Origin of the sequence: Flavobacterium sp., from assembly GCF_043756175.1 — a bacterium.
Taxonomy (GTDB): domain Bacteria; phylum Bacteroidota; class Bacteroidia; order Flavobacteriales; family Flavobacteriaceae; genus Flavobacterium.
Genome location: NZ_JAYURN010000015.1, coordinates 1 through 20138, shown reverse-complemented (window position 1 = coordinate 20138; position 20138 = coordinate 1). Strand labels below are relative to the sequence as shown.

Sequence of the window (20138 nt, the reverse complement as noted above, 5' to 3'; positions counted from 1 at the left end):
TATTAATGATTTATTGATTTTAGTAAATTTAATTTATATCCAACAGGTTTAAAAAATTGGAGTATCCCGAAAATCCTTTAAAGAGTAGGGGGAATTATATAGATAAATAAGAAAATTAAAAAACAAAACGGAATGAACAAGTTAGCTTTCAATAAAGCTGCTGTTACAGAGTTAAATGGTATACAATTACAAACTGTAAATGGAGGAACAGGATCAACACAATATCTTGGTGATATTACTACATTTCTTAACGCCTCTAAAAACACCTTGTGTCATTCAGATGCTGCTAATTAATCATGAAAAAGCAAAACACAATCAACAAGCTGGCTTTTAACAAAGCAGCTGTTACAGAATTGAATGATCAAAAATTAACGGAAGTAAATGGTGGTAGCTATGGTCTCCTTTCTTTTATTGTAAAGGAATTATTAGATACTAGAGTTCCTATTATTGCATAATAACTAAAAGCTGTCGAGAGGCATCTTTTTAAATAAAAAAACGATGAAAAAACAAAATGCAAACAACAGATTGACTTTTAATAAAGTGGCTGTTACAGAATTAAATAATTCACAAATAATGAATGTGAATGGTGGATCAACTCCAACAACAGTTTCATCTGCTTCTTGTGCTATAGCTATAGCCAGTGCTGTAGTTGCAATATGGGATTGGTTAAATGATTAATTATAAAAATGAAAAAACAAAACACTATCAACAAGCTAGCTTTCAATAAAGCGGCTGTTACAGAGTTAAACGAAAATCAATTAAACAAAATAAATGGATTGTCATTTTCCTTGCCAGCATCGTCTTTAAAATGTATGGTAGGGTCTTTGGCAGATTATATTGAAACATTATAATAAACTTTAGAAAATGAAAAAACAAAACACTATCAACAAGCTAGCTTTTAATAAAGCGGCTGTTATAGAATTGAATGATGGTAATCTTCAAAACATCAATGGGGGAAGTAGAGATTTACTTTCTTTAATTGTAGAAACATTAGGATACGGCACTTGGTTGCTTGTAGTCTAAATCAAAGTTAACCAATTATTAAAAGCTATTGAAACAAAAAATCAATAGCTTTTTTTTAAAGTTTTAGTTATAAATCTTAGAAAAAATATCAAAAATTAAATTTCTCAAGAAGAATTTCAATACATATAAGATTTCGTTTTAAAAATCTGAAAATCAATATTTTAAACACAACTGTGTTGAACTTTTTTTATAAAAATAAGGTTTTTTAATTTTTTAATACCGTTTATTATAAGTTGATTTGCCAAAGAAATTAAAAAAGACACAAACTCCTATTTAGGATAGTCATAAAATTTAAAAAGAGGATGAACGAAAAAAATATTTTCCCAGAAGAAATTCTAAACAACACGATACAGTATCATGTTGTAAAACACAATAAGAAAACGTCGATACTTTTTTTTGTTACTTTTTTTGCATTGCTTATCGCGTGTGTATCATTACCATTTATATATGTAGATATTTATACGACTAGTAGAGGTACAGTAATATCACAAGAAAAAAAACTCAATATATATGCTCCAATAAATGGTAAAATATCTTTTTTTAAAATAGAAGAAAATCAAAAAGTAAAAAAAGGAGATACATTACTTATTATAGATCATAAAATTCTGAAAGAAAGAGAAACTTTGAATTCAGAACAAAGCTCAGAAAATTCAGTTTACCTAAATGATTTAAATAATTTGATTCAAAGAAACTATAATGCACTCAAATCCGAACAATATAAAAGAGAACTTTTAAAGCATCAGCAAGAATTATACAATCTGGATGTAATTATAAAAAACACCCAGACGGATTTTGACAGAAAAAATCAACTATACAATAAAGGGGTAATATCAAAATCAGAACACGAAAAATCACAATTAGATTTAGATAAAATAAAAAATGATAGAGTAAATATTATAAAGCAAACAGAATTGTTGTGGCAAAAGGAACTTACACAATTAAGTCAATCAAACAAAAGTATCAAGTCCAATCAGAAACAACTCAAGGAAGAAGAGAATAATTATATTATTACCTCACCAATAGACGGAGAATTAATTAATATGCAAGGTTTTCATGAGGGCAGTGTTGTAGCTCCAGGAAATGCCATTGTAGAGATTTCTCCAGATAAAGATATCATTGTAGAAACGTATGTGAATCCTTCTGAAATAGGATTTTTGAAAGAAGAGGGTGATGCTTTATATCAAATAGATGCTTTCAACTCGAATCAATGGGGTTTTGCTACTGGAAAAATTATTGAAATAAGTAAAGATGTAATCATAGTAAACAACATCCCTTTCTATAAAATAAAAAGTTCTCTGGACAATAAAAACTTATACCTTAAAAATGGTGCTGAAGGGAAACTTAAAAAAGGAATGACACTTACAAGCCGCTTTTTTATGACAAAAAGAACCGCATTCCAATTATTATTTGATGAAGTAGAAGATTGGTTTAACCCATACAACAATAAAAATGAGTAAAATAGAAATAAAACAGCATGACTTTTCTGATTGTGGTGCGGCATGTTTGGCTTCAATATCAGAGCATTATAACTTGAGTTTACCAATATCTAGAATAAGACAATATGCAAATACCAATCAAAAAGGAACTACTTTATTAGGACTAAGAGAAGCTTCAGTCAAATTAGGTTTTTTAGCAAAAGGCGTTAAAGCATCGTTCGAAGGGTTAAAAGACATTCCATTGCCTGCTATTGTGCATGTAATGATTAAAAAAGACGGGCACGAATTTCCACATTATATGGTCGCTTATAAAGTGACAGATAAGTATATCCTATTGATGGATCCCGCAGTTGGAAAATTAGAAAAAAAGAAATTAACGGAATTTGAAGAATTATTTACAGGTTACGCTCTTATTTTAGTACCAGATGAAGATGTATTTACGGAGAAAAATGAAAAATTTTCAAATCTAAAAAGAATGTCTTTTTTATTGATGCCTCATAAGTACATTTTAATTCAAGCTATTATTGGAGCAGTATTATATACCCTTTTAGGCTTTTCAGTATCTATATATGTGGGCAAAATAACCGATTTTGTTCTTGTAAGCGGCAACAAGAGTTTGCTCAACTTAATGAGTATTATTGTTATTGCATGTTTAGTGCTCCAGATTCTGTACAGTGTTTTGAAAGACGTTTTTATATTAAGAACCAGTCAGCAAATAGATTCTAGATTAATTTTAGGATACTACAAACACTTGTTCACAATGCCTCAAAAATTCTTTGATACGATGAGAATTGGAGAAATTATGTCAAGAATAGGTGATGCAGTTAAAATTAGAGCTTTAATAAACGAAACAGCTTTGAGTGTTTCCGTAAATATATTGATTGTCATTTTTTCATTCATATTTATGTTTACATTTTACTGGAAACTAGCTCTAATTATTTCCCTAATTATACCCTTTTATCTTATTATTTATTTCATCGCCAATAAATTAAACAAGAAAGTCGAGCGAGAAATAATGGAAAAAAATGCGTTGCTTGAATCACAATTAGTGGAATCAATCAAAAATATTGGAACCGTAAAAAGACTCTCGTTAGAAGATTTTTCTAAAATAAAAACTGAACTCAAATTTATCGATTTATTAAAAAGTATCTATAAATCAGGGATTAACGGAATTTTTTCTAGAACATCTACTGATTTTGTTTCAAGACTTTTTACAATAATTTTACTGTGGGTTGGAACTTATTATGCTATTGATGGGGAAATTACACCCGGAGAATTGTTTTCTTTCTATTCTGTAATAGGCTATTTTACTGGGCCTGCATCTCAATTAATAGGAACAAATCAATCCATTCAAAACGCTATGATTGCCGCTGATAGATTATTTGGTATTATGGATTTAGATCGAGAAGAAACCGAATCAAAAATAACCTTAACTAAAAATAATTTTGGAGACATTCATTTTAAAAATGTTGATTTCTCATACGAACTAGGACGATATATTTTTAAAGATTTGAATCTAAAAATTAAAAAAGGTCAATTTACCGCTTTTGTAGGCGAAAGTGGAAGTGGCAAGAGTACAATAGCGTCACTTATTCAAAACATATACCATCCTAAAGATGGAAAAATATTAATAGGAGAATACGATTTGAATTACATATCCAAGGACAGTATCAACACTTTAATTACAACCGTTCCACAAAGTGTCGAATTATTTGACGGAACAATTGCTTTCAATATTGCCATAGGTGATTCTGAACCAGATATGCAAAAAATAATTGACGTGAGTAAACAAGTTGGCGCTTATGATTTTATCGAAGCGTTGCCTAACGGATTCAATACGTATTTAGGCGAATTTGGCGCCAATCTTTCAGGTGGAGAAAGACAGCGAATTGCTTTTGCAAGAGCATTATATAAAGATCCAGAAATTCTAATTCTTGACGAAGCTACTTCGGCTTTAGATTCAGAATCAGAATTGGTAATCAAGAAACTAGTCGAAGATTTATCAAGCCAAGGCAAAACAATAATAGTTATTGCACATAAGCTTCAAGCGATTAAAAAGGCAGATGTTATTTATGCTTTCAAAAAAGGAGAAATTATAGAATCTGGATCTCACGACGAATTAATGTCTCAAGAAGGCTACTATCATAAAATGTGGAACAATATAAGTTTATAACAAAATTAACAAAACATGAAAAACTATTCTTTTACTAAAACAGCCATTGTAAGGACTCCTTTGGGAGAAAAGCAAATAGACTTATCTTGGGAAAAAATTCTAGAAATTTTTTCTAAAAAAGAAAATAGAGAAGCTCTTTTTATAGGTTCTCCAAATATTTATAATGCATTAGTATTATGGGAAAAAGGCGAAGCATTTCAAGCCGAAGATGAGCTAAAGAACCTTAAAGGATCGCTTTATAAATATGCTTCAAGACTATCAAATAGAAGTACACCATTTGGAATGTTTTCTACGGTTTCTGCTGTAGATGTAACACCTGAAACGAGTTTAAATATTCAAGAAAGTATTTTGGGTAGATATACCAAATATGATATGTATTTTCTAGGAAGCTTATTGCCTATTTTGACTAAAGAAGATTCTATTCGGTCGGTGCTGAAATACCGTTCTAATAATTCATTGTACACCGTTTTCGACAAATACAGGTATGTTGAATATTACTTTAAAGAAAACGTACGATTTCATAAAATCTCAGAAGTAGAAATCACAGAATATCTAGATCTAATTTTAGAAAAAAGTAAAAACGGAATTTTAATCAAAGATTTAATCCCGATTTTAATTTCTGAAGATATTACTGAACAAGATTCACTAGAATTCATAAACACACTTATTGAAAGTCAATTTATAGTTTCTGAATTAGAATTCACGATTACTGGAGAAGATTATTTCGAAAAAGTATTAAAAATATTCTCTGAAGAAAGATTTGATTTTTATGAAGGACAAGTCGTAAAAAAATTATTAACCAACCTAAAAAATAAAATAAATGATCTTGATCAAAATATTATTAACGATCCTTCTTTATATTCTGAGATTCATAAACTTCTAGATGAAGAAATAAATAATGTAGATATTTCTAAATTATTTCAAGTAGATAGTTTTAGAAAAATTGAAAATGGAACCATCGGATTTAAAACATTAAAAACATTGCGCCCTGCTATAAGTGTTTTGAATAAATTACAATCCAGTTACGAAAATCAAAACTTAAAAGAATTCAAAAGAAAATTTCAAGAGCGATATGAAGAATATGAACAACCTCTTGTAAAAGTTTTAGATCCTGACATAGGAATTGGTTACGGTAAAAAATCTGGGGCAAAAGCACCTCTAGTTGATGAGTTGGCAATTAATCCAAATTATTCAAAAGAAAGACAAGTGCTTTTTGATGACAAAAAAACTTTTTTATTAAAAAAACTCATTCAATCCACAAAAGACGGCTCAGCAACAGTAGAACTTACAGACGATGAGATAAATAAATTTGAAGAAAACGAGGCAATATACCCTGATACATTTTCTGCTTTTTTAAATATCTTTAACGAAAATGGAAAAGAAAAAATCCATCTTAAATCTATTTCTGGACCTTCTGCTAATGGATTAATTGGGAGATTCACACATTTAGACTCTAAAATATTAGATCTATCAAATGAAATTTCTTCGTTAGAAAATCAATTACACCCAGACAAAATAATTGCAGAAATAGTTCATTTGCCACAAGCAAGAACAGGGAATATTTTATACAGAAATTTTCAGCGGGATTATGAAATCCCCTATTTAGGAAATGCTTCGGTAGATCAAGAGCATCAAATAGCAATCGATGACTTATATATATCTATTAACAAAATGAATAGAGTAGTCATTTTTTCAAAAAGGCTCAATAAAGAAGTTATTCCAAGACTAAGTAATGCACATAATTTTAGCTCAAACGCACTTCCTATTTATAATTTCTTGTGCGACATTCAAAATCAAGAAGCCACAGGTTTTGGATTTAGTTGGGGAACTCTACAATATGATTTTGATTTCCTACCTAGAGTAAGTTACAAAGAAGTGGTATTGTCTAAAGCCACTTGGAATATTAATAAGATCGCCATAGATGCAATACTTGCTAACGATGAGTCTAAAGCAGTTGAAGTAGTTAGAGGTTTTCAACAAGAGAGAAATATTCCCGATGTAATATATTTTACACAAGGAGATAACGAAGTGGTAATCAACTTTAAAAACGATTTAAGCTGTCTTGTTTTTTACTTTATGCTAAAAGGCGAAAAGATGATTCAATTAAAAGAGTTTTTATTTGATGATGACTCGATAACCAATAATTACTGTAATGAAATTATTTTTTCGGCTCATAGAAACATTGAAGTTAAAAAAGAAGCTGTAACTGCTGGGTATGTTCCAGAAGAGAATAAAAACAATGTGATTTCTTCATTTTCAATAGGCGAAAAATGGCTGTATTATAAGTTCTATTGTGGTGAAAGAGCGGGAGAAGAATTGCTTAATAGAGCTATAAATCCAATCGTAGAAGAATTGCAATCTAAAAAAATAATAGACAAATGGTTTTTTATTAGATACCAAGATGCAAGTGGACCACATTTAAGATTTAGAGTGCTTCTAAAAAACACTGATTTTTTTACTGAAAGTATTCAAATTATAAAAAAACATATAAAACCATTCGAAGACACACAAATCATTTGGAAAACCCAAACCGATAATTACTTAAGAGAATTACAACGATATGGCTTTGAAGCTATAGAAGATACGGAAACACTTTTCTATAACGATAGTCAGTGTACATTAGAGTTTGCAGATATGATTGAAGGAGATTCTGGAGAAAAAGTAAGATGGTTGTTCTCTTTATTATCAATGGATCATTTATTAAACGACTTTGGATTTTCTTTAAATGAAAAAATTGAAATTTTAAAAGTAGCAAAAATTAGTTTTGGAAAAGAGTTTAATAGAAACGGAAATTTGAATAAACAAATCAACGAAATGTTTGCCCAAAATGAATATGAGATTGAATGTTTCCTCAATGAAGAAAAAATAGAAGAAATGTATCACCCAATTTGGGATGTTATTAGAAACCGATCTTATAAAAACAAGGAGGCAGCTCAAAACATCAGACAGCTTTTTGTTGAAAAAAAATTACCTACATCACTTCATAACGTTGCCATAAGCTACCTTCATATGATTTGTAATAGAGTGTTTTTATCAAAACAAAGAGTACACGAAATGGTTGTTTATGATTATTTGTACAAATATTATAACAAACAACTGCACGTGGGGAAACAAACTAACAAAGAAGTAGAATTAGCAAATTAAAAAAACTATGAGAGCATTAGCAGTAGTAACTTCGTCATTATTTGAAATGATTGACGATCACGATAAACATTTAATAGTAATTGACGATTTAAAAATTCCTTTGGCATTCGTCGAAGGAACTAAACCTGATTTTGATAGTCAATCGGATCAATGTGCTGATTTAGTTTTGGTAACTAAGTCTAGTTTCTCATTAAATTATCGCGATTTAGGAATAATTGAAATGGCTTGGAACAGATTAAAATCCGTTGAAGAACACACGTATTACCCAATAGGTTCTGATTTTTCCGGATATGTGGAAGCAGTTGGCAAAAATGTCACATCATTAAAAATAGGAGATTTAGTAATTGCTGACTGTTTTTTCCCGGAACCTAAAAATGGAGTTATGCCTGGTATACCATCTAATCATTCTAGTCGAGAATTCGAAATATACCATCATGCAAAATTATTAAAAGTACCTTCTAATATTACGGATTACGAAGCAGGAACATTAAGTATAGGAACACAAACCGCCACTTCAATGGTCAGAAAAGGAGATATAAAAAAAGGAGAAAATGTTTTAATAACATCCATAACATCCAACACTTCTTTTTTCTTGCTTAATAATCTATGGGACAAAGATTGTAATGTTTATGGACTTTCTTATTCTGGGGAGAATATAGGGGCGGTAAGAAATCATTTCCCTTTTATCAAAGATGTATTTTCTATAAAAGAAAATAATATACCACAAGATGTTATGTTTGACATTGTTTTAGATGCTTTTTCAGACACGTATTTAGAACGATTAATTCCAAAACTAAATTCGAATGCGAGGTATGTAACTTGCGGAATTTTTAATCAATCAAATGACAAAATAACTAGTGTTAAGCCCACTAATTTGTCTATGTTAATTGCAAATTTAATGATGAAAAATGTTAGTTTTATAGGAAATTGTTTGGGAAGCACTCAAGATTTAATTGACGGTTTAGTTCAGTATAAAAATCATAAAATGGTTATTGATAAAGTGTTTACCGAAGAAGATTCATTGTCAGATTTTATTACAAAATCATATAATTTGGATGGCAATAAGTTTGGAAAAGTGGTATACCAATATACGAATGATCTCAAAAAATAAATTAAAAACAATTAGATTTAAGAAAGAGCAACCGTTTTAGTTGCTCTTTCCGTTTTTAATATCGATTTCGAAACCAAACCTTCATCCATTCTCGTTTTAAGACAAGAAATGCTACTTGGGCAGAAAGCTCTGAAATATCTGAACCGTCCATGTTTTTAATTTGTTCTTCAGGAACATCAATAATATAGAGCAGATTGAGGTATTCGGCAAATTTGTATTGTATTAATCGATAAATCTTTTCGTGTAACTGAATCTTGAGTTCTTCGGGAGAAGTGCTCATTGGGAGATCTATCGCTTCATTGGCTAAATTGAAATCTTTGTTAATTTGTTCAATCAATTTTAGATATAAATTCTCGCTTGCTGCTTCAGAAAGTAATAAATCGGTTGTATTTGGTGAAATAAAATTCATTTTTTTTAATTTCAATATCAAAAATCAATTACAACTTTCAAACATTGACATTGATTTTTTACACATTTCTACTCATTAAATTTTCACCAAAAGCTCTTAACATTATCTTTTTCTCATTAGAGATGTTCATTTTTTCTAAAGTTTCAAAAGATTTAAAAGTATAATCTTGAATTGCTTTTTGTGTTGCTTCCGATGCTTTCGTCTGATTAAATATTTCTTTTACAGAAGCTATTTTATCTGTATTATCTGTAGGTTGAATAGAAAATAAATGCAATAGTTGTTCTTTTTCTTCAGTTTGAGCAAATTCTATTGCTTTGAGGTACAAATAGGTTTTTTTATTTTCAATAATATCTCCACCTACTTGCTTTCCAAATGTTTCTGGATCACCAAAAGCATCTAAATAATCATCTTGCAACTGGAAAGCTATACCAAGATTTAGCCCGAAATCGTATATCAGATTGGCATTTTCTTCGGAAGTTTCAGCTACAATCGCTCCCATTTTCATAGCTGCACCAACTAAAACTGCCGTTTTATATTCGATCATTTTTAAATATTCAGGAATGGTAACGTCGTCGCGGGTTTCGAAATCAACATCATATTGCTGTCCTTCACAAACTTCAAGTGCCGTTTTGCTGAACAACTTTGCGAGATCACGAAAAATATTAGGTTCATATTCTTCAAAATGTTGGTAAGCCAAAATTAACATCGCATCTCCTGACAAAATCCCGGTATTAATATTCCATTTTTCGTGAACCGTTTCGTTTCCTCGTCGTAATGGCGCATCGTCCATAATGTCATCGTGAACTAGCGAAAAATTATGAAAAACCTCAATTGCTGTAGCTGCCGCCAATGATTTTTGACAATCAACATCAAAAATTTCGGTTGCCATTAATGTTAAAATTGGACGCATTCTTTTCCCGCCAAGAGATAAAATATATTCTATTGGTTTGTAAAGATTTTTAGGTTCTTTAGTTAAATGCAATTCTGAAAAATAATCTGAAATAAGCTCTTGATAATGCGAAATGGAATGCATGCTTTAATTTTTTTGCTAAAATACTCTAATTCTGTCACAACAGCAAAATATAATGAAATGTTAAATTTAAGTAAATACTTTGGAAACTATTTTAGTATTTAAAGTTTCCTGATTATATTTGCACTGAAATTAAATGTAAAATGAAAGAAAAAATCATCAAAAAAGCGACAGATATGTTTTTGAAAATAGGATTCAAAAGCGTAACTATGGATGATATTGCTTGCGAAATGTGTATTTCTAAAAAAACGATTTATAAGTATTTTAGTAACAAAGAAAAACTTATCGAAGAAGGGACAGAAGTGATTCATCAAAATATTCATCGCATTATAAACGAAATTGTATCTAAAAATTATAATGCAATAGAAGAAAACTTTGAAATACGAAAAATGTTTAAAGAAATGTTTCAAACAATAGATACTTCCCCTGTTTATCAACTCAAAAAGCATTATCCTGAAATCTACACAAAAATGATTGCCAATGAAATAGAAGAATGTAATGCGGTTTTTACTCAGAACATTCAAAAAGGGATTCATCAAGAATTGTATCGAGAAGAAGTTGATATTGCCACTTGTGTAAAATTTTATTACACCTTGATTTTTTCCATAAATGAAAACACTCAATTAGAACGAGATGTTCATGATTTAGAAGGAAAAGCATTAGAATACCATACCAGAGCTATGGCAACTCCAAAAGGAATTATAGAACTAGAAAAACAATTATCAAACCTAATATAATCATCAATCCATGAAACACAAACTAATATTTACCTTATTCTTGTTTGCATCAATTTTGCAAGCACAAGATAAAAAGGAGAGTTATTCTCTTTCCTTGCAACAATCAGTAGAACACGCAATTCAAAATAATTATTCGGCAATAAATGCCAATAGAGATATTGAAGCTGCAAAACACAAAAAATGGGAAACAACCACAATGGGTTTGCCACAAATTAACGGGACTGTTAGTTATCTAAATAATTTGCAGTACACGAAACAAGGAGTAACAGGTGGAGGTACTTTTGGTGGTGAGCCAGGTTCGGTTTCAACCATTGCTTTTGGAACAAAACACATTATGAATGCTGGAGTAACATTAAGTCAATTACTTTTTGACGGATCTTATTTAGTTGGTTTGCAATCGGCAAAAGTATATTTGAAGATATCGGAAAATGCAAAGCTGAAAACCAGTCAGGAAATCAGAGAAATTGTTGTTAATTCCTATGGAAACGTACTTCTTGCTGACGAAAGTATTTTGATTTTCGAAAAAAATAAAGTTGTTCTCGAAAAAACACTATCAGACACCAAACAAATTTTTAAAAATGGTTTGATAGAAGAAGAAAATGTAGAGCAACTGCAAATAACGTCAGCTTCTGTAAACAGTGCTTTGGCCAATGTAAAACGTCAAAGAACAATTGCTGTAGATATGTTGAAACTTATTTTAGGAATTAATTTGGATAACGAATTAACACTTACCGAAAAACTAGAAGATTTAACACAAAAAAATGTGGATATCTTATTACTTCAAGAAGAATTTAAAGCAACCAATAATATCGATTATCAAATAGGCCAAAATTTGCAAGAAAGCAAAAGATTGCTGTTAAAGTATGAGAGAAGCAAAGAACTTCCGTCTTTAGGTGCAGCAGTAAATTATGGTTATAATGCTTTCGAAAATAAATTTAACTTTTTCTCGAAAGACCAAAAATGGAATAATTTTGCCAATCTTGGTGTGAGTTTAAATGTCCCAATATTTAGCAGTTTGGGTACCAGCGCTAGAAAACAACAAGCAAAAATCGCATTAGAACAAGCAACAACCAAACTTACAGAAACAGAACAAAAGCTAAAACTTCAGTTCGAAAAAGCTAAAAGCGATTACGAATTTACCATCGAAGAATTGGTAACGAACAAAACCAATTTGAAACTTGCCGAAAGAATCGAAAACAAACAACAAGTCAAGTTTAAAGAAGGATTGTCAACTAGCTTTAATCTTAGTGAAGCCCAACGACAATTATATACTGCACAACAAACCTATCTTCAATCGATGGTCGATGTTATAAACAAAAAAGCAACATTAGAGAAATTAATAAACAAAAAATAATCAAACAACTATACAAGATGAAAAAGATAATCTTAATATTTACAGTGACAACCCTATTGTTTTCGTGTGGAGGAAATGAAAATACGGCAACAACCGATGCATTAATCGAAACAAAAAATGTTGCCAATATCAAAGCAAAAAGAGACTTATTACAAGCCGAAATTTCAAAAATAGATGCCGCATTAGCCACTTTAGAAGTCAAAACTACTCAAGAAGCATTGGTTTCTGTATTAACAGTAAAAGACACTGTTTTCAATCATTATCTTGAAGTGCAAGGAAATGTAAACACAAAAGAAAATATTTTGGTACAACCAGAAATGCCTGGAACATTAGTTTCGCTAAACGTTATTGCTGGTCAAAGAGTAGCAAAAGGACAAGTTTTAGGAAGAACAGATGATGGTGGAATGAGCCAACAATTAGCATCGATAGAAAATCAATATGCCTTAGCAAAAACAACTTTCGAGCGTCAAAAAAATCTTTGGGATCAAAAAATTGGTTCAGAAATTCAGTTTTTGCAAGCACAAACGCAAATGGTTGGATTACAAAAATCGGTTTTACAAATGAAAGCGCAATTGTCTAAAACATTAATAAAAGCCCCATTTACAGGAGTTATTGATGCTGTTTTTGTAGAAAGAGGACAAGTTGTTACACCAAGTCCACAAGGATTAATGCGAATTGTAAACTTATCTAACATGTATGTTTCGACAGAAGTTCCAGAAACGTATATAGGAAAGCTAAAAGTAGGTTCACTAGTAAATGTTACTTTAACAAGTTTAGGAAAAACATACCAAGGAAGAGTTCGTCAAGTAGGAAACAACATTAATCCTGCTAATAGAAGTTTCGGAATAGAAGTTTCGGTGCCTAATCCAGGAAATTTATTGCGACCAAACCAAGTAGCAAAACTTCAAATTATCGACTACACTAAGAAAAATGCGATTGTAGTTCCAACAAATACGATACAATCTAACGGAGACGGAACAAAATTTGTTTACATCGCTAATAACGTGAACGGAAAAACGGGAGTTGCTAAAAAAGTAGTTGTAACAACTGGTCAATCATCAGAAAATGTTACCGAAATTTTATCTGGTATAAAAACAAGTGATGTAATCGTTACTGAAGGAATTAACACGATTCAAGAAGGAACAAAACTTAACTTCTAAAAAGTTTAAGGTTTAAATAAAAAAACATGGAACACAAAAACCACGAATTTAGCATATCAAGTTGGGCTGTCGACAATCGCGTTACAGTATATATCTTGACTTTACTTATAGTTGTAACAGGTATTATTGCCTATGTTACAATGCCTCGAGAGGATTTTCCTGAAATTATCGAAAATAAAATTTATATCTCATCAGTTTTTCCTGGAAACTCTGCCGAAGATGTCGAAAAACTAATTGTAAAACCACTAGAAAAGGAAATTAAAAACATTACCGGTGTCGAGAAAATTACTTCAAGTTCTTTTCAAGATTATGGAATGATTGTAGTAGAATTTGCAGATAAAGTTTCGGTAGAAGAAGCAAAAACCAAAGTAAAAGACAAAGTTGATGTGATAAAAGCCGATACCGATTGGCCAAATCTTGACAACGGAAGTAAAGTAGAACCTAATGTTTTCGAATTGAATATTTCGGAAGAAGTGCCTATTTTGAACATCAATTTACAAGGAAACTATACTACGCAACAGTTAAAAAAATACGGCGAATTGCTTCAAGATGATATCGAAGAAATCCCGGAAGTTAAAAAAGTTGATATTCTTGGTGTCGATGATAAAGAAGTAGAAATTGCTGTCGATATTTTCAAAATGACAGCAGCACAAGTATCTTTTGATGAAATTCAGAATGCAGTCAAATACGAAAACATGACGCTTTCTGGTGGAAATTTAATCTCTCAAGGTTCTAGAAATAACATCAGAATCGTTGGAGAAATTAAAGATCCTAAAGAACTAGAAAACGTAATTGTAAAATCTTACGGAGGAACGGTTTACTTAAAAGACATTGCTAAAGTAAGTTTTAAAGAAAAAGAAAAAACAACTTATGCTCGCGAAAAAGGAACCGAAGTGGTTATGCTTACCGTAAAAAAACGTTCCAATCAAAACATGATTTCTGCCATCGAGCAAGTAAAAGAAAAACTAGAAAAAGCAAAAGAATCTTATTTACCAAAGGATTTAAAATTAGAGCTTTCTAACGACCAATCTTCTCGAGTAGAACACCAAGTTGACGAATTGTCTAACCACATTATCTTCGGAATTGTGCTGGTAATGATCGTGTTAATGTTTACGATGGGATTACGAAATTCATTATTCGTTGGCGCAGCGATTCCGTTATCTATGTTGATGGCATTTACCATACTTTCGGCATTTGGATTAACGCTAAACACGATGGTTCTTTTCGGATTAGTAATGGGATTAGGAATGCTGGTCGATGACGGAATTGTTGTCGTCGATAACGTATTTGCCAATATGAAAAAAGGAATGAATCGGGTTCAGGCATCTAAAATAGGAATTGGAGAAATCGCTTGGCCTGTAATATCATCGACAGCAACAACATTGATGGCATTTTTACCATTTGCGTTATGGCCAGGGACTATGGGGAAATTCATGAAATATTTTCCTATAACATTAACTGTTACTTTATCAGCTTCATTATTCGTAGCAATGGTTGTAAATGCTGCTATGACTGGTGGTTCGATGGATATTGAAGATAAAAATGTTTCTAAAAAATCAGCAAAAACCTACTCGATAGTATTTACTATTATAGCTGTTATTTTTGTACTACTAGGAAACATTTACGATTCTAAAATAGTAAAAGCGATTGGGCATTTAGCTATAATATCATTGGGATTAATGTGGTTATACAAAATAAAATTGTACCAATGGACGCAAGATTTTCAACATAGTTTTTTCCCAAGAATGGAAGAAAAGTATAAAAGCTTTTTATCTAAAATTCTTACAGGGAAAAGAGCTTGGATTGCTTTAGGAACTATTATTGGAATGTTGTTTTTCTCATTCATATTATTGGGAATTTTTCCAAGAAAAGTTTTGTTTTTCCCTGATAATATACCAAATCAGGTAATTACATATATCGAATACCCTCAAGGAACTGATATTGAGAAAACCAATAAAGCGACTTTATTTGTAGAAAAACAAGTCATTTCAATTCTAAGTAAATACGTTGATCCAAAAACCAACAAAAATTACCTTGCAGAATCTATCGTTTCGCAAGTAGGTGTTGGCGCAGGAAATCCAAATGTAGATGCTGGTTCGGCTTCAGAAACGCCGTATAAAGGAAAAGTAACAGTCAATTTTTCGGAATTCAAATTTAGAAAAGGAATTAATACTGCCGATATATTAGAAGAAATTCGTGGTAAAGTAAAAGCAATTGCCGGAGCAAAAGTTACAGTCGAAAAAGATGCCGCAGGACCACCAGCAGGTTATCCAATTAGTATTCAGTTAACAGGAATCGATTATGATGTAATGCTTAAAGAAGCGGACAAAATGATTGCTTTTATTAATGCTAAAAACATTCCTGGAATAGAACGATTGAGTGTCGATGTAAACAAACAAAGTCCAGAGCTTGAAGTAAAAGTAGACAGAGTTAGTGCTGGAAGTTTGGGTGTTTCGACAGGGCAATTGGGATTTAATTTGCGTCGTTCGGTATATGGTCAAGAAATTTCTACATACAAAGAAGGTGATGACGATTATAACATCACAATGCGTATGCAAGACGACCAACGTAAGAACGAAAGTGTATTGTTTAACCAATCGTTAACTTTCCGTAATCAGAACAACGGGCAAATGATGCAAGTGCCAATTTCGGCTGTTTCTAAAACAGAGAAAACAACTACTTACAATCAGATTAAACGTAAAAATCAAAAACGTATCATGACGATTTATTCTAACGTCTTGACAGGTTATAATGGCGATGCGATTACAAAAAATATTGAAGTAAATTTGAAAGATTATCAATTACCAAAAACGGTAACCTACTCGTTTTCTGGAGTTCAAGAAGAACAAGGAAAAAACCAAAGTTTCTTACTATATGCTTTATTCTTAGCGTTAGCAGGAATTACAATTATTATTGTATTACAGTTTAATTCGGTTTCTAAAACAATGGTGATTTTGTTTACTGTTATACTAAGTTTTAGTGGTGTTTTCTACGGATATGTGATTGCCAATATGGATTTTGTAATCCTTATGACCATGATGGGAATTATTTCACTTGCTGGAATTGTAGTAAAAAATGGAATTGTATTAATGGATTTCTTTGTGCTTTTATTAGACAAAAAAGTAGTAGATAACAAACTACAAAGTCACGATGATTTAACTCTTGAAGAAATAAAAGAAGTTATTATTGAAAGCGGAAAATCACGTTTGCGTCCAGTATTACTAACTGCGTTAACCGCTATTTTAGGATTAATTCCGTTAGCAATTGGTCTAAACTTTGACTTTTTCTCTTTAGTTACCAATTTGAATCCTCATATTTTTATGGGTGGAGATAACGTAATTTTTTGGGGACCATTGGCCTGGACTATTATTTTCGGGTTAAGTTATGCCACAGTATTAACACTAGTAATGGTACCAGTAATGTTCTACCTAGTAAAAAGAACTAAATATTGGTTGCGTGACAGACGAAGCACAAACAAATCTGTTAGCGAAATGTAATTTCGTCGAACAAAACAAACACTTAAGCGATTTCTGTAAAAAGAAATCGCTTTTTTGTTTTAAAATCATTTACTTGTTGTAAATTTTTTAAAGACGATTTTTTAATGATAAATTATTTTTTACAAAATTGGAAAGATGTCCTAAATATAGGACTAAAAGATAATTTACATTATCTTGAAAGACAGCGTATATTAACATTAAATGCAATTTCTATATTAATAATTTTTGGAAGTATATGTATAACAATAGTTTATCTCTTATTAAATTTTAGCAATCCGTACATAGGATTAATCATTATACCAGTCCCTGTAGGTGTTTTGTTCTTTAATTACAAAAAAAAGTACAAATTAGCTCGAAATCTTACTTTATTAGGAATCTTACTTGTCATTACAATTTGGGCTTTTTATACTAGAAGAACTGGAGCCCAATTACTTTATATTGCATTGGCGTGTGGTAGCGTTTCTATCTTTCGAGAAAAAAAAATGGCATATATAACCATGACAGCTTGTTCTATATTCTATTTTACTTACATATATTATGATGCTGTAACACCTTTTATACCTAATGGCAAAGTAAATTATTTTATTATAAATGCCATTTTAACCTATACAACAGCAGGAACGGTGTTTTTCTTAGCCATGATAAATGTTGATATTAGCTCGGCTATTTCAAAAAAATTAGATAAAAATTTCGAAAAACTAAATTCTTCTCTCGAAAGCCAAAATGAGGCAGACGAAAAACTAAAAGCAGTAAATGGCGAACTATCAGATTTTAATAAAAAACTAGATTTCTTGGTCAAAAAATCTAGCGAAGAGTTGTATTCTTATCAGATGGCGATAAATGATAATTTAAGTTCGGTTGTTACCGATTTTGAGGGAAAAATTTTAAAAATAAACGATTTATATCTCGAAAAAACGGGTTACACCAGAGAGGAACTTTTGGGAGAAAACATAAATATTTTGAAGTCAGATTATCACAACCAAGATTTTTATGCAAACATAAACAAAACGATTGTTTCAGGGGAAGTATGGCGTGGTGAATCTAATATTAAAACTAAAAACGGAAGTAATTTTTGGATTCTTTCTTCGATTATTCCGGTAAAAGATTCCAGCGAAAACATTGCTAAATTTATAACTATTTCTGCAGATATTACAGATAAAAAAATAGCCGAAGCAAAAGAAAAAGAAGCAGTAAGTAAATTATTAAAAAGCGAAAAAAGATTTAGTTCATTGTTAGAAAACCAAACTGATTTAATATCTATTTCCGATAAATACGGAAATAGAAAATATTTAAATAAAGCATTTTGTGATTTTTTCGGAAAAGACAATGACTATTTTATAGGAACAAATTATAGAACATTAGACCCCGAAAATGTTGATGAATTTTATTTAAAAATATTTGAATCTATATCCTATGATAATCCCAAAATAAGTATCGTTATTCTTAAAGAAAATGCATTAAAACAAAAAAGATGGATAAAATGGAACGAAATCGCCTTTTTTGATAACAACAAAGAAGTTGTAGAGATTCTTTCGATAGGACACGATATTACCGAAATGAAAGAAAATGAGTTTCAAAATGCCAATTATATCGCCCAATTCGAAGAATTAGCATTCAAAAATTCGCATCATTTCAGGAAACCTTTGACGAATATTATTGGAGTCATCGATTTGATTGATGGAGATTCTAATCAAGCCGAACTAAGCGAATTGCTAAACATAATAAAAACCGAAATAAATGATTTAGATTCTTCATCGAAAGAATTGTCTAGTTTTATAAATGCACATTCTAAAAACAGCAATCACCAAGAAGAAACCTTTGATACTGATTTTATTGACGCCAAATTAAAACACTTAAAATGGAAATATAAAATTAGACACTTTCTTGATGGAGAAGGAAGTTTAGATCAAATTCAAGCGATTTCGCATCGTGAGAGCGATTTTGGAAAATGGTATTATACCGAAGGAAAGAAAAAATACGGTCACATAGAATCTGTACAAAAAATAGAATTATTGAATGAGAAATTACATCATTTAGTTAAAGAAATTTTAGATCTAAAAACAAAAGGAGAAGCACAAAAAACCGAAGTAAAATACCAACAATTAGTTGCTACATCAGACAAAATAATTTTGTTATTAGACGAATCAGAACAGGTTATAAATAACGAAAACGCCTCAACTTACAGTTAAAGCGTTTTGCTTTTGGTTTGGTTTTTTGGTTTTATAGTGGAGAATATCGGATTCGAACCGACCACCTCTTGCCTGCCAGGCAAGCGCTCTAGCCAAATGAGCTAATCCCCCAATATTTCCCAAATATATTGTTTTTATCTAATAATTTATACTTTTGTAAAAAAATAAAAATAATGCAAGACATTACCATAAAAATCATCGATAGAGAAGGAACAACACACGAAGTACAAGCGCCAATAGATATGAATATGAATATCATGGAGTTAGTGCGCATGTATGAACTCGCTCCCGAAGGAACTATAGGTATTTGTGGCGGCATGGCAATGTGTGCTTCTTGCCAATGTTATGTTCTAAATGATGTTACAATCCCTGAAAAATGCGACGATGAAGATGCTATGCTTTGGGAAGCTTATAATGTAAAAGAAAACAGTCGTTTGGGTTGCCAAATTCAAATTACAGCCGAAATAGATGGACTGGAAATTGAATTGGCTCCGGAAAGTTAAGTTTCTCTTTAAAATTTACTTCTTAAAAACATTATTCTCTTTATTCACATCGGCCATGAGTCCGCTTGGATCAATCGTGATGTTTTTTATTGGTAATTTAGCATTAATTTTAAATTCGAATGTAGGATAAGCCCAATCCCAACCATCAAGAACAGTTCTTTTTATTGCTGGATTCTGGTTTTCTTTTGTCCAACGCATTAACGTTTGCGGGATATAAAAACTTTCTTTGCTTCCGTCTTCATAAGTAACTAAAATATCGAGTGGCATGGGCATTCTGCCAATTCTTTCGAGTGTTACTTTGGTGTTTTCGCCAGTATTTTCTACAGTTTTAATTCCATAGTCTATGGTATTAGTAGTTTTTGTCCAGTCGTT

Annotated in this window: 17 protein-coding genes, 1 tRNA gene and 1 pseudogene; 15 read left to right on the top strand and 4 right to left on the bottom strand. The window is 31.1% G+C overall.

What is annotated here, in order from left to right; translation table 11 throughout:
• The first annotated feature begins 102 nt into the window (after positions 1-102).
• The 9 genes from ACH2BP_RS01010 to ACH2BP_RS00970 all read left to right on the top strand — a co-directional run bounded on the left by ACH2BP_RS01010 (position 103) and on the right by ACH2BP_RS00970 (position 8887).
• Complete coding sequence (locus ACH2BP_RS01010; RefSeq protein WP_395056136.1) at positions 103-294, top strand: hypothetical protein; 192 nt, start codon at positions 103-105, stop codon at positions 292-294.
• 2 nt (positions 295-296) lie between these two features.
• A complete protein-coding gene (locus ACH2BP_RS01005) occupies positions 297-455 on the top strand; it encodes a class I lanthipeptide (RefSeq protein WP_395056134.1) in 159 nt (52 codons plus the stop codon).
• Positions 456-498: 43 nt separating this feature from the next.
• Positions 499-678, top strand: coding sequence for a class IIb bacteriocin, lactobin A/cerein 7B family (locus ACH2BP_RS01000; RefSeq protein ID WP_395056132.1), 180 nt, complete (start codon positions 499-501; stop codon positions 676-678).
• Positions 679-686: 8 nt separating this feature from the next.
• A complete protein-coding gene (locus tag ACH2BP_RS00995) occupies positions 687-851 on the top strand; it encodes a class I lanthipeptide (RefSeq protein WP_395056130.1) in 165 nt (54 codons plus the stop codon).
• Positions 852-864: 13 nt separating this feature from the next.
• Positions 865-1023, top strand: coding sequence for a class I lanthipeptide (locus tag ACH2BP_RS00990; RefSeq protein WP_395056128.1), 159 nt, complete (start codon positions 865-867; stop codon positions 1021-1023).
• Between the two features lie 302 nt (positions 1024-1325).
• Positions 1326-2480 carry an HlyD family secretion protein gene (locus tag ACH2BP_RS00985; protein ID WP_395056126.1) on the top strand — a complete coding sequence of 385 codons (1155 nt, stop codon included), beginning with the start codon at positions 1326-1328 and terminating at the stop codon, positions 2478-2480.
• Positions 2473-4632: a peptidase domain-containing ABC transporter gene (locus ACH2BP_RS00980; protein WP_395056124.1), complete on the top strand. Its 2160-nt coding sequence runs from the start codon at positions 2473-2475 to the stop codon at positions 4630-4632. The genes ACH2BP_RS00985 and ACH2BP_RS00980 overlap by 8 nt, the downstream gene beginning before the upstream one ends.
• 15 nt (positions 4633-4647) lie before the next feature.
• On the top strand, positions 4648-7776 hold the full coding sequence (locus ACH2BP_RS00975; RefSeq protein ID WP_395056122.1) for a lantibiotic dehydratase: 3129 nt from the start codon (positions 4648-4650) through the stop codon (positions 7774-7776).
• 7 nt (positions 7777-7783) lie between these two features.
• Positions 7784-8887 carry a medium chain dehydrogenase/reductase family protein gene (locus tag ACH2BP_RS00970; protein ID WP_395056120.1) on the top strand — a complete coding sequence of 368 codons (1104 nt, stop codon included), beginning with the start codon at positions 7784-7786 and terminating at the stop codon, positions 8885-8887.
• Positions 8888-8942: 55 nt separating this feature from the next.
• On the opposite strand, the gene ACH2BP_RS00965 is transcribed toward ACH2BP_RS00970, so the two are convergent.
• Together ACH2BP_RS00965 and ACH2BP_RS00960 are read right to left on the bottom strand one after the other, a co-directional pair.
• Positions 8943-9296 (bottom strand): hypothetical protein, encoded by a 354-nt coding sequence (locus ACH2BP_RS00965; RefSeq protein ID WP_395056118.1) that lies wholly within the window; start codon positions 9294-9296, stop codon positions 8943-8945.
• A 58-nt stretch (positions 9297-9354) separates the two neighbouring features.
• The gene (locus ACH2BP_RS00960) at positions 9355-10329 is read right to left on the bottom strand and encodes a polyprenyl synthetase family protein (protein ID WP_395056116.1); all 975 of its coding nucleotides are present in this window, start codon (positions 10327-10329) and stop codon (positions 9355-9357) included.
• Positions 10330-10469: 140 nt separating this feature from the next.
• On the opposite strand from ACH2BP_RS00960, the gene ACH2BP_RS00955 reads away from it, so the two are divergent.
• The 5 genes from ACH2BP_RS00955 to ACH2BP_RS00935 all read left to right on the top strand — a co-directional run bounded on the left by ACH2BP_RS00955 (position 10470) and on the right by ACH2BP_RS00935 (position 19263).
• Positions 10470-11063: a TetR/AcrR family transcriptional regulator gene (locus ACH2BP_RS00955; protein WP_395056114.1), complete on the top strand. Its 594-nt coding sequence runs from the start codon at positions 10470-10472 to the stop codon at positions 11061-11063.
• 10 nt (positions 11064-11073) lie between these two features.
• A complete protein-coding gene (locus ACH2BP_RS00950; RefSeq protein WP_395056112.1) occupies positions 11074-12417 on the top strand; it encodes a TolC family protein in 1344 nt (447 codons plus the stop codon).
• Between the two features lie 17 nt (positions 12418-12434).
• Positions 12435-13577 carry an efflux RND transporter periplasmic adaptor subunit gene (locus ACH2BP_RS00945; RefSeq protein ID WP_395056110.1) on the top strand — a complete coding sequence of 381 codons (1143 nt, stop codon included), beginning with the start codon at positions 12435-12437 and terminating at the stop codon, positions 13575-13577.
• 26 nt (positions 13578-13603) lie between these two features.
• Positions 13604-17074: an efflux RND transporter permease subunit gene (locus ACH2BP_RS00940; protein WP_395056108.1), complete on the top strand. Its 3471-nt coding sequence runs from the start codon at positions 13604-13606 to the stop codon at positions 17072-17074.
• Between the two features lie 104 nt (positions 17075-17178).
• Positions 17179-19263: a PAS domain S-box protein gene (locus ACH2BP_RS00935; RefSeq protein ID WP_395056106.1), complete on the top strand. Its 2085-nt coding sequence runs from the start codon at positions 17179-17181 to the stop codon at positions 19261-19263.
• A gap of 37 nt (positions 19264-19300) precedes the next feature.
• Here the strand turns inward: ACH2BP_RS00935 and ACH2BP_RS00930 are convergent.
• Positions 19301-19374: transfer RNA gene (locus ACH2BP_RS00930), tRNA-Ala, on the bottom strand.
• Positions 19375-19436: 62 nt separating this feature from the next.
• Here ACH2BP_RS00930 and ACH2BP_RS00925 point away from each other — a divergent pair.
• Positions 19437-19766, top strand: coding sequence for a ferredoxin (locus ACH2BP_RS00925; protein WP_395056104.1), 330 nt, complete (start codon positions 19437-19439; stop codon positions 19764-19766).
• Between the two features lie 15 nt (positions 19767-19781).
• Here ACH2BP_RS00925 and ACH2BP_RS00920 read toward each other — a convergent pair.
• Positions 19782-20138, bottom strand: a pseudogene (locus ACH2BP_RS00920) (M1 family peptidase); the annotation flags it as partial.